The sequence below is a fragment of the Arthrobacter sp. TMN-49 genome (assembly GCF_054511095.1).
Genome location: NZ_JBTNDH010000060.1, coordinates 1 through 9,477 on the forward strand (window position 1 = coordinate 1; position 9,477 = coordinate 9,477).

Annotated in this window: 9 protein-coding genes; 5 read left to right on the top strand and 4 right to left on the bottom strand. The window is 62.1% G+C overall.

The window, feature by feature from the left end; genetic code table 11:
- The first annotated feature begins 211 nt into the window (after positions 1 to 211).
- The 3 genes from ygfZ to ACX80E_RS16875 all read left to right on the top strand — a co-directional run bounded on the left by ygfZ (position 212) and on the right by ACX80E_RS16875 (position 3,509).
- Positions 212 to 1,309, top strand: coding sequence for a CAF17-like 4Fe-4S cluster assembly/insertion protein YgfZ (ygfZ, locus tag ACX80E_RS16865; RefSeq protein WP_459303225.1), 1,098 nt, complete (start codon positions 212 to 214; stop codon positions 1,307 to 1,309).
- A 90-nt stretch (positions 1,310 to 1,399) separates the two neighbouring features.
- Entirely contained in the window at positions 1,400 to 1,963 is a 564-nt protein-coding gene (locus tag ACX80E_RS16870; protein WP_459303226.1) for a PadR family transcriptional regulator, read from the top strand.
- Between the two features lie 40 nt (positions 1,964 to 2,003).
- The gene (locus tag ACX80E_RS16875) at positions 2,004 to 3,509 is read left to right on the top strand and encodes a DHA2 family efflux MFS transporter permease subunit (RefSeq protein ID WP_459303227.1); all 1,506 of its coding nucleotides are present in this window, start codon (positions 2,004 to 2,006) and stop codon (positions 3,507 to 3,509) included.
- Here the strand turns inward: ACX80E_RS16875 and ACX80E_RS16880 are convergent.
- The 4 genes from ACX80E_RS16880 to ACX80E_RS16895 all read right to left on the bottom strand — a co-directional run bounded on the left by ACX80E_RS16880 (position 3,448) and on the right by ACX80E_RS16895 (position 7,084).
- Positions 3,448 to 4,179: a GNAT family N-acetyltransferase gene (locus tag ACX80E_RS16880; RefSeq protein ID WP_459303229.1), complete on the bottom strand. Its 732-nt coding sequence runs from the start codon at positions 4,177 to 4,179 to the stop codon at positions 3,448 to 3,450. The two genes, ACX80E_RS16875 and ACX80E_RS16880, sit on opposite strands and share 62 nt — an antisense overlap.
- Before the next feature lie 56 nt (positions 4,180 to 4,235).
- The gene (locus tag ACX80E_RS16885) at positions 4,236 to 5,261 is read right to left on the bottom strand and encodes a 6-phosphofructokinase (protein ID WP_459303230.1); all 1,026 of its coding nucleotides are present in this window, start codon (positions 5,259 to 5,261) and stop codon (positions 4,236 to 4,238) included.
- Between the two features lie 126 nt (positions 5,262 to 5,387).
- A complete protein-coding gene (locus ACX80E_RS16890; RefSeq protein ID WP_459303231.1) occupies positions 5,388 to 5,648 on the bottom strand; it encodes a hypothetical protein in 261 nt (86 codons plus the stop codon).
- A gap of 68 nt (positions 5,649 to 5,716) precedes the next feature.
- On the bottom strand, positions 5,717 to 7,084 hold the full coding sequence (locus ACX80E_RS16895) for a PspC domain-containing protein (protein WP_459303232.1): 1,368 nt from the start codon (positions 7,082 to 7,084) through the stop codon (positions 5,717 to 5,719).
- Between the two features lie 114 nt (positions 7,085 to 7,198).
- Here ACX80E_RS16895 and ACX80E_RS16900 point away from each other — a divergent pair, with 114 nt between their 5' ends.
- Both ACX80E_RS16900 and ACX80E_RS16905 read left to right on the top strand, forming a co-directional pair.
- Positions 7,199 to 8,473 (top strand): ATP-binding protein, encoded by a 1,275-nt coding sequence (locus tag ACX80E_RS16900; protein WP_459303233.1) that lies wholly within the window; start codon positions 7,199 to 7,201, stop codon positions 8,471 to 8,473.
- Positions 8,470 to 9,126 (top strand): LuxR C-terminal-related transcriptional regulator, encoded by a 657-nt coding sequence (locus ACX80E_RS16905; protein WP_459303234.1) that lies wholly within the window; start codon positions 8,470 to 8,472, stop codon positions 9,124 to 9,126. The genes ACX80E_RS16900 and ACX80E_RS16905 overlap by 4 nt, the downstream gene beginning before the upstream one ends.
- The last annotated feature ends 351 nt before the right edge of the window (positions 9,127 to 9,477 follow it).

Sequence of the window (9,477 nt, forward strand, 5' to 3'; positions counted from 1 at the left end):
TTTTACTCACAACTCACAAGCAAAACCCCTCAACTGTCCACGAGGGTATGAGACATAGTGTCTACGAAGGTCCGAGACAGAACCGTCCAATAAGGTATGCGACATAACACGACGAAATCGACGCAGGAATGCGCTTTCCAGTCTAAAAACTGCTACACAGACTTGAGTGGGGGCGCGGAATAGGTCACTAGGAGAAGGCGTTGCACCCGTTATGAGCTATTTGAGTCCTTTGTTGAACCGATCAGGTGCCGTGCAGGCTGGCGGCCTTGATGCAGGTGTGGCCGCCCATTATGGGGATCCCAACCGTGAACAACGCTTGTTGGCGGGCTATCTGGGTAAGGCCGGCAGTGCTGTGGTTGATCTTTCGCACCGGGGTGTGGTGAGCGTTTCCGGACCCGACAGGCTGAGCTGGCTCAACACCTTGTCATCCCAGCAACTGACAAATCTTGCCCCCAATACAGGCAGTGAGCTTTTGCTGCTGACCATCCAAGGGCGCATCGAGTACGACGCGCGGGTGGTGGACGACGGCGAGACCACCTGGCTGCTGGTGGAAACCGCCGAGGCGGAGCCGCTGGCGCAGTGGCTCAATTCCATGAAGTTCATGCTGCGCGTGGACGTCACCGACGTGTCTGCGCAATGGGCGGTGCTTGGTTCAGTGACCGAGGTGCCCGGCTGGGACAAGTTCTTGGTGTGGGAGGACCCGTGGCCGCACATTGCTGTTGGCGGCTACAGTTACGCCTCTGTTGCCGAGGACCAGCACCCCGGGCTCGAACGCCCGTGGCGCGAATACTTGGTGCCCGCAGCGGAGCTGGCGGACGTCGTGGGCCAGCACCCCCTCGCCGGAGTGTGGGCTGCCGAAGCCCTGCGTCTTGCTGCGTGGCGCCCGCGCCGTGGCGCCGAAACGGATGAGAAGTCCATTCCGCACGAACTCGATCTCATGCGCACGGCAGTGCATCTTTCCAAGGGTTGCTACAAGGGCCAAGAGACGGTGGCCCGGGTGCACAACCTGGGGCATCCGCCACGCCGGCTCGTGTTCTTGCAGCTGGACGGATCCCTGCATACCTTGCCCGCCCCCGGCAGTGAGGTGTATCTGGCGGACCGGGTGGTCGGCAGGGTCACCTCGGTGGCACAACACTTTGAAATGGGTCCCATTGCCCTGGCGCTGATCAAGCGCACAGTGGACCCCGAGGCTGTGCTGACGGTCGACGACGACGGGGAGAAGTACCCGGCCAATCAGGAGATCATTGTTGCCACCGACGCCGGCCAGGTGGTTGGCCGCCAGACAGGCTTCTTGCGCACGCCGCGCTAAATGAGAGCCAGTTCACGGGCGGTCACTCTTGCGAGCTAATAGTCCACGTGGAATACTTCACATGGAATATCCGGCGGAAGGGCAATGGGCATGGCGCGAGACAAGCAGTTGACGCCGCTCGGTGTAGCTGCCCTAGGGTTGCTCGTTGAGCGTCCCATGCACCCCTATGAGATGTTTCAAGTGCTCATGCAGCGCCACGAGGACCGGCTGCTCAAGATCCGCCCCGGCACGCTGTATCACACGGTGGGCCGGCTGGCGGCTGCCGGGCTGGTGGAACCCACGGGCACTGCCCGGGACGGCAACCGTCCGGAACGGACCACGTACGCTGTCCGCCCCGAGGGGAAAGCGGCGCTGGAGGAGCGGATCAAGGAACTCTTGAAAGTTCCCGTCAATGAGTATCCTTGTTTCCCGCAGGCGCTGGGTGAGGCACACAACCTGCCGTCCGGCGTCGTGCTTGAGCTTTTGGAAACTCGCCTGACCGCGCTGGAAGCCGGCCTTGCCGTCCTGAACGCCGACGCCGCCCTGGCCACATCCCGGGGCGTGGAGGAAAAATATTGGATTGATGTGGGCTACCAACAGCATCAATTGCGAGCGGAAATTCATTGGGTGCGCGGCCTGCGGGCCAGCATCGCCGACGGCACCATGCCCTGGTGAGCCAGCACAGCAGAATCGTCTTTTAGATTAAGGAATACCCATGGAAATCGTGGCAAAACCGTGGCCCGCGTTATGGGCACTCGTCCTAGGTTTCTTTATGATCCTTGTCGATTCCACCATTGTCTCGGTGGCTAATCCCAAGATCATGGAAGGCCTGAACACCGACATCAACTCGGTAATTTGGGTCACCAGCGCCTACCTGCTCGCGTATGCTGTGCCGCTGTTGGTGACGGGACGGCTGGGCGATAAGTACGGACCCAAGAACCTGTACCTGGTGGGGCTCAGCGTCTTCACGCTGGCCTCGCTCTGGTGTGGGCTCTCCGGTGACGTTGGCATGCTGATCTGGGCGCGCGCAGTGCAGGGCCTTGGTGCGGCCATGATGACGCCGCAGACCATGGCAGTGATCACCCGCATCTTCGCCCCGGACAAGCGCGGCCCCGCCATGGGCCTGTGGGGTGCCACGGCAGGTGTTGCCATGCTGGTGGGTCCCATTCTTGGCGGCGTGCTGGTGGACGGTCTTGGCTGGGAATGGATCTTCTTCGTGAATGTGCCCGTGGGTGTGGTGGCTTTCGTCATGGCGTGGCGGCTGGTGCCGAAGCTGCAGACGCACAACCACAAGTTTGACCTGTTGGGCATCCTGCTCAGCTCCGTGGGCTTGTTCATGCTGGTCTTTGGCATTCAAGAGGGCGAAACCTATGACTGGGGCACCATTGTCGGGCCCATATCGGTGTGGGGGCTGATCATTGCCGGCCTGGTGGTGCTGGTGCTGTTTGTCATCTGGCAGGCCGTCACGAAGGGCGAGCCGCTGGTGCCGCTGCACCTGTTCAAGTTCCGCAACTTCTCCCTGGCGAATGTGGCCATCATGTCCATGGGTTTCAGCATCACGGCCATGAGTTTGCCGTTGTTTTTCTACTACCAGCTGGTCCGTGGCATGACACCCACCCAGTCGGCCTTGATGATGATCCCGATGGCCTTGTTTTCCGGCATCCTGGCGCCTTTTATCGGCAAACTGGTGGACGTCGTCAACCCGCGCTATGTGGCGTTTACCGGCTTCATCTTGATGTCCGTCTCGCTGTTGTGGACGGCGTCCCTGATGAGCGCCGACACCCCCATCTGGCTGTTCCTGCTGCCCAGTGGGCTGCTGGGCATTGCCAGCTCAGGTATTTGGGCCCCGCTGTCGACGACTGCCACCCGAAACTTGGGACCCCGTGAGGCTGGTTCAGGTGCCGGAATCTACAATACGACCCGACAGATCGGTGCGGTCTTGGGCAGCGCGGCCATTGCCGTACTGATCACGACCCGGCTCAGCGCAGAACTGCCGGCGGGCGCTGCCGTAGGCGCCCAAGGCCTGGGCGGCCAACTGCCCGCGGCCCTGCATGAGGGCTTCTCGACGGCGATGGCGCAGTCAACCATTCTGCCCGCGGCCGTTGTGCTGCTGGGTGCCGCCATGGCCATCATGTTTGCCAAGCCGCGCCCCGTCTCAGCTATTTACGCCGAGTTTGACGAGTCTGAAGAGAAACCTGCGTCTGCAAGCCGGCAACACTAAAACCCAACGACGTTGCCAGGGCATGGGCGGCCGCGTTGTTGATGTCCGCTTGCCATTGCACTATCAGGCCTGCGGCTAGCGCCTCGTGGGCTGCAATGCTGGTGGCCAGCTTGCCCAGGCCTTGGCGCCGGGCCTGTGGCGCCACCAAGGTGCCCAGCTGTGCCAGCAACCCCTGGTACTCGGAGTAGGCACTGCTGGCGAGGGGGCCGGCGTCGGACTCCCCGTGGGCCATGAGCGTAAACGTATGAGCCTTGTGGGCGAGTCCCACGTCGTTTACATCGTCCGGCGGGCACAGTGACTCCAGCGCTTTTGCCGCCTCAACGCTGGTTGAGACGTGAACCGTGCTGGCGGGCTGGTGCAGTGCCAGATCATCCGCGTAATAGAGCGCCTGGGTGCCTAGCCCGCGTCCGCCGTCGTTCTTGGTCAGCCGCAGCATGAGCGAATGGTCGCTGAGTTCGTCGTCGTCCAAGGACTCCGCCATGTCCAGCAAGTGCTCCGGGCCGATGAGGATTGACTGATCCCACAACCTGACGAAGGTCAGCGAGCCGCTCTGGACAGCGTGGGTGATGCGGCCGTCCGCATTGCCGTTCACCAGCGAATCCGCCGGCAGCTTCAAGCCACGCTCCCACGCTAGCCGGACAATGGGGGAGGAGCTCAGATCGAAAGTCATACCTTAAACGGTAACGCCCCACAGCAAATGAGTGCTGTGGGGCGTTTTCGTCACTGTTAGCCGAACAGGATGGAGGCTTCGTCGTAGCGGTGCTGCGGAACTGTCTTGAGATTGCCCAAGGCGGCCTCGAACGGGACATGCTCAATCTCCGTGCCCTTGAGTGAGACCATGGTGCCCCAGCGTTCCTCCACCACGGAGTCAACCGCAGCCATGCCCAAGCGTGTGGCCAGGACCCGGTCAAAACTGGAGGGGACACCGCCGCGCTGGATGTGGCCAAGAATGGTTGCCCGGGTTTCGATGCCCGTACGGGCCTCGATCTCCGGCGCAAGCTGGTCGGAGATGCCGCCCAGGCGGGGACGGCCAAACGTGTCCAGGCCGCGCTCGGAGTGTGCCGAGTCCTGGTGGTCGGGAACGAAACCCTCAGCCACCACCACCAAGGGGGCGCGGCCGCGGTCGTGGGCTTCCTGAACCCATTCAACGATCTGTTCGATGCTCGTTTTTTGTTCCGGGATCAAGACCGCGTGGGCGCCAGTTGCCATGCCTGCGTGCAGGGCAATCCAACCAACATGGCGGCCCATGACTTCTGCAATCATGCACCTGTGGTGAGATTCGCCGGTGGTCCGCAAACGGTCAATGGCTTCGGTGGCGATCTGCACGGCCGTGTCGAAACCAAAGGTGTAGTCGGTGGCGTCAAGATCGTTGTCCACCGTCTTGGGTACGCCAACAATTTTCAGCCCGGCGTCGGTCAGGCGGCGGGCCGCGGCCAGGGTGCCTTCGCCGCCAATGGCGATCATGGCGTCGATGCCCAGGCGGTCCATGTGGGCCTTGATGACCTCGGGGCCACCATTGCCCTCGAACGGATTGGTGCGGGAGGTGCCCAAAATGGTGCCACCCTGCTTGGAAATGCCGCGCACCATTTGGCGCGGAAGGTCCATGATGTCGCCTTCGACGACGCCGCGCCAGCCGTCCCGGAAGCCAACAAATTCGTGGCCGTGAATCTTGATGCCCTTGAGCACGATTCCGCGGATCACTGCATTCAAGCCAGGGCAGTCTCCGCCGCTGGTGAGAATTCCAATCTTCATGAGTATTTAGGTCCTTCGAGGGGGTGGAGTCAATGTGGGGTTGAGCGCATCATTGAGCTCCTCTGTAGAACAGTGTAGACGCTCATGTGATCTCGGCAACTCCCGGCCGCCTCCGTGGACAGTGGATTACCGCGCCTTCCTGCGCAACAAGTTGATGGCCCCGCCGGTCACCATGGCCACCCCGGCACCGAAGAGGAGCCAGATTGCTGTTTGGCCGGCGTCCAGGGAAAGCCCGGCCTGCCGGGTGAGGATGATGAGGATGCCAAGAACCACCACGACGGCGCCCCAGACTATGGTGCCCACCCGGGCCGGGTGCTTGCCTGGCTCGGAAGGTTTGACGACGTCGGGGGTCGCCAGCGTGTCGAGGGGTTCTGTGGGATTGGACATGAGGGGCTCCGTTGCAGTCGGGGGTGTTTCCGTGAAGGGTGTTGTGCCGCTGGCTGGGGGAAGTGTCATCACTGACCTGCCACGGGAACCACTGTGATGTCGCTGGCCGCGCCCCGCAAGGTGATGATCAACCCGTGACCTGTGGCGTCGGGGTTGAGGTCAGTGGTGGATTCTTCAGCAAAGGCGCCACCGTTGTCGTCTCCGTCAATGGTCAGTGACGCAGCAGCCAATTGGCTCTCAATACGGACAGGGATACTGGTGGGTACCTCAAGAATGACGTTGGAGGCGGCCAGCTCGAGCTGGACCAGGACGTCGGAGGTGAGTGTGGTTCCGTCGTCAAACTGGGTGAGGTCGACGGTGGCGTTGCTGAGCACCAGGGTCCGGCCAGGCTCGGCCGCCCTGACGGACTGGGGGGCCCAGGTCACCTTTTGCAAGACGGTGAACTGTCCATCGTGGACTGGCAGGCTAAACAGGCCACCAACAACCAAGGAAACAATGGCAAATGCGCCAACGCCGCCGGCTGCCCGGCCCATGAGCCCCGCCGCGACGATGGCCACACCGGCGGTGATGCCCGCAGCCGCGGCCGCGGTGGCTACGTGGTAGCCGTTGAGGTCAATGACATTCGTGGCGTTCAAGATCAGCACTACCGCGCCCACCACGATGGCCAATCCCAAGGCGAATAGGCTTGCTGCGGCACTGAGCCGTGGCTTGGTCTTGACTGGTCTGGGCTGTTTCGGGGGAGCCTGCATGAACTGCTGAGGGGGCAGGAACGGGGCGCGCTGCCCCGCGTACTGCTGTCCCGCGTATTGCTGTGCCGATGGCGCCGTCCCGGCCGGCAACGGCGGTGCATACGGCTGCTGCACGCCATGCTGCTGAGTTGGATACTGCTGTGGGGCGAACTGCGCATTCACGCCCCCCTGCACGGGCTGTTGGTCAGTGCTTTTGCCACGGTTGATGGCCCAATAAACGATGCCGCCGACTGCTGCGATCCAGAACAGCGGCCACGGGAACCAGCCATCATGATCCCCCCAGAGGAAACCCTGGCCGGGGCCGACCAGGCCCAGAAACGTCACCACGGAGGCGCCCGTCATCCCTGTGGACCAACGCCCGCGTGCCACTTCCTCAACGTGGATGCGACCGTCGGGCTCGGGCAGCAGAGCCCATGCAACGCCGTAGGCCAGCAGGCCCACACCGAAGAAGAGGGTGAGAACCACGGCAAGGCCACGGACTATGACGGGGTCAATGCCCCATCTATTGGCCAAGCCGCTGCATACCCCGCCCACCCAACGGTTGGGGCCGCGCTGCACACCGAGGTTGCGCAACCAGCGAAAGAACTTGGCGGATTCGGGCTGCGGGGCTGGGGCGTCCGGGGCGGGTGTTTCGGGGGCAGGGGATGGGCCTGCGGCTTGTTCTGGGGTGTCCTGAGTGTTGTTCATAATTCCATGGTGGTCGCTGGAAACGCTGCTGACCATCGGGGGTGACCCTGAAAGAACCCTGATGTACCCCCGAGAAGCACCGCGGGTTGGGCGCTGCCGTGTTTGGATTGAACCATGAGCGCAAAGATGTACAGGTCCCAAGTGCGGGTTTTCGCCGGGGTCGCCGGGGGATTGGCCGAACACCTTGGCATCAAGGTGGCGCTGGTGCGTGCCCTGCTGATTGGCACCAGCTTCTTCTTCGGTGCGGGGCTGGTCTTCTATGCCTGGCTGTGGCTGTTGGTTCCCCTGGCCGGGGATGAGAAGGTCGACGGCAAGCAACCGCTGGATCAGGACGGGAATCCGCAGCTGAAACTGTTCCGGCCAGCCCCCGGGGCACCCGCGGTGACCGAGCCACCACCACCGCGCCAAAAACTGTCCCTGGGCTTCAAGGAGGTGCTCATTGGCGGCGGCCTTGTCATTGCTGCAGTGATCCTGATGAGCCAGCAACTGGGTTTTGACCTGGACTTGGGCACAGTGATTCCGCTGTTCGTCATAGCACTCGGTGCCGTGCTGGCGTGGATGCAATTGGACAATACCCGCCGGCTTGGCCTGCTCAGCGCGGCCAAGGTGGAGACACCCATGGCCTTGTTGCGTCTGGGCGGCGGCATTGCTTTGGTCATTGTTGGGGTCATTGTGATTGTCGCGGGCTCCGGCTCGTGGACTCTTGTATGGGCGTCAGTGGTTGCCTCACTGGCAGTGTTGGCGGGTGTGGGGCTTGTCCTGGCTCCTTGGGTTTTGAAGTTCTGGCGAGAATTCCAAAGTGAAAGGGCCGGGCGCATTCGTGAAACGGAACGTGCCGAGATTGCCGCCCACCTGCACGACTCTGTGCTGCAGACGTTGGCTCTCATCCAAAAAAGCGCCAACTCCCCGGCCGATGTGACACGTTTGGCGCGTGCCCAGGAACGTGAACTACGCGAATGGATTTACCAGGATGGCACGCACAACACCGGAGCCTTGGTGGAACGCGTCAAGACCGTGTGCGCCGAAGTCGAGGACTTGTACGGGCAGGCCGTTGAAGTGGTCGCCGTGGGGGATGCCGAACTGACCGAGCGCAGCCACGCGCTGGTACAGGCTGTGCGTGAAGCAGTCCTGAACGGGGCGCGTCACGGTGCCACCACTGTCTCGGTCTACGTTGAGGCAGGTCAGCAGGGCGTGGACGTCTTCGTGAAGGACCGCGGGCCGGGCTTTGACATCAGCACAGTGCCGGCGGACAGGCTGGGCGTCCGGGAGTCCGTCGTCGGGCGCATGCAACGCAACGGCGGGAGCGCTGAGATCATTAGTTCAGCGGACGGCACAGAAGTCCGGCTGCACTTGCCCAGTGAAACGCCAGCCACCGAGGAAACTAAATGACATTGCCAGCAGCACCCATCAGGGTTGTGATTGTGGATGACCACGCCATTTTTCGTTCCGGGCTCAAGGCCGATCTGAGCCGGGACATTCTGGTCGTGGCAGAAGCCGCCACGGTGGAGGACGCCATTGCTGCCGTCAATGCCACCGAACCCGACGTGGTCCTGCTCGACGTGCACTTACCGGGCGGCCGCGGACAGGGTGGGCGGGAGGTCATCGCCGGCTGCGCTGCCTTGTTGGCCACCACAAAATTTCTGGCCTTGAGTGTTTCCGACTCGGCCGAGGACGTGGTTTCTGTTATCAGGGCCGGTGCGCGCGGCTATGTGACGAAGTCGATTTCCGGCGCGGAGATTTCCGACGCCGTGCGGCGCGTGGCGGGCGGGGATGCAGTCTTTTCGCCACGGCTGGCAGGATTTGTGCTGGACGCCTTTGGCACGGCCGAAGTTGCCGTGGAGGATGAGCTGGACAAGCTCTCGGCGCGCGAACTGGAGGTTATGCGCCTGATTGCCCGCGGCTATTCGTACAAGGAGGTGGCCAAGGCGTTGTTCATCTCGATCAAGACAGTGGAAACACACGTCTCAGCTGTGCTGCGCAAACTCCAGCTGTCCTCGCGGCACGAGCTGACCCGCTGGGCCGCGGACCGCCGCCTCCTTTAAACCAATGTGTGTCGCAGTTGTTGCATCGAAAGCGCCGAAGAAAGCGCTTTCCAATGCTGTTATGTCGCATACCTTATTGGACGGTTCTGTCTCGGACCTTCGTAGACACTATGTCTCATACCCTCGTGGACAGTTGAGGGGTTTTGCTTGTGAGTTGTGAACAAACCACAACCATCGATTAAAGTCCGTCATCTTGTTGCTACATGGCCGGAGGATGCTCCTCGCGGTGCCGTGAGTGCATTTTGTAAACAACACAATGTCTCCCGGGCCTGGTTCTATCAGGTCCGGGCGGCAGCCCAATCCGTGGGTCCGGTCAAGGCGTTGGAGAAGAAACCTCCCATCGCTTTGCGG

What these genes read in the sequence shown, in the direction of transcription:
- ACX80E_RS16870 (WP_459303226.1), top strand. Translation starts at nt 1,400, where the DNA reads ATGGCGCGAGACAAGCAGTTGACGCCGCTCGGTGTAGCTGCCCTAGGG.
- ACX80E_RS16900 (WP_459303233.1), top strand. Translation starts at nt 7,199, where the DNA reads ATGAGCGCAAAGATGTACAGGTCCCAAGTGCGGGTTTTCGCCGGGGTC.
- ACX80E_RS16885 (WP_459303230.1), bottom strand. Translation starts at nt 5,261, where the DNA reads ATGAAGATTGGAATTCTCACCAGCGGCGGAGACTGCCCTGGCTTGAAT.
- ACX80E_RS16905 (WP_459303234.1), top strand. Translation starts at nt 8,470, where the DNA reads ATGACATTGCCAGCAGCACCCATCAGGGTTGTGATTGTGGATGACCAC.
- ACX80E_RS16875 (WP_459303227.1), top strand. Translation starts at nt 2,004, where the DNA reads ATGGAAATCGTGGCAAAACCGTGGCCCGCGTTATGGGCACTCGTCCTA.
- ACX80E_RS16880 (WP_459303229.1), bottom strand. Translation starts at nt 4,179, where the DNA reads ATGACTTTCGATCTGAGCTCCTCCCCCATTGTCCGGCTAGCGTGGGAG.
- ygfZ (WP_459303225.1), top strand. Translation starts at nt 212, where the DNA reads ATGAGCTATTTGAGTCCTTTGTTGAACCGATCAGGTGCCGTGCAGGCT.
- ACX80E_RS16890 (WP_459303231.1), bottom strand. Translation starts at nt 5,648, where the DNA reads ATGTCCAATCCCACAGAACCCCTCGACACGCTGGCGACCCCCGACGTC.
- ACX80E_RS16895 (WP_459303232.1), bottom strand. Translation starts at nt 7,084, where the DNA reads ATGAACAACACTCAGGACACCCCAGAACAAGCCGCAGGCCCATCCCCT.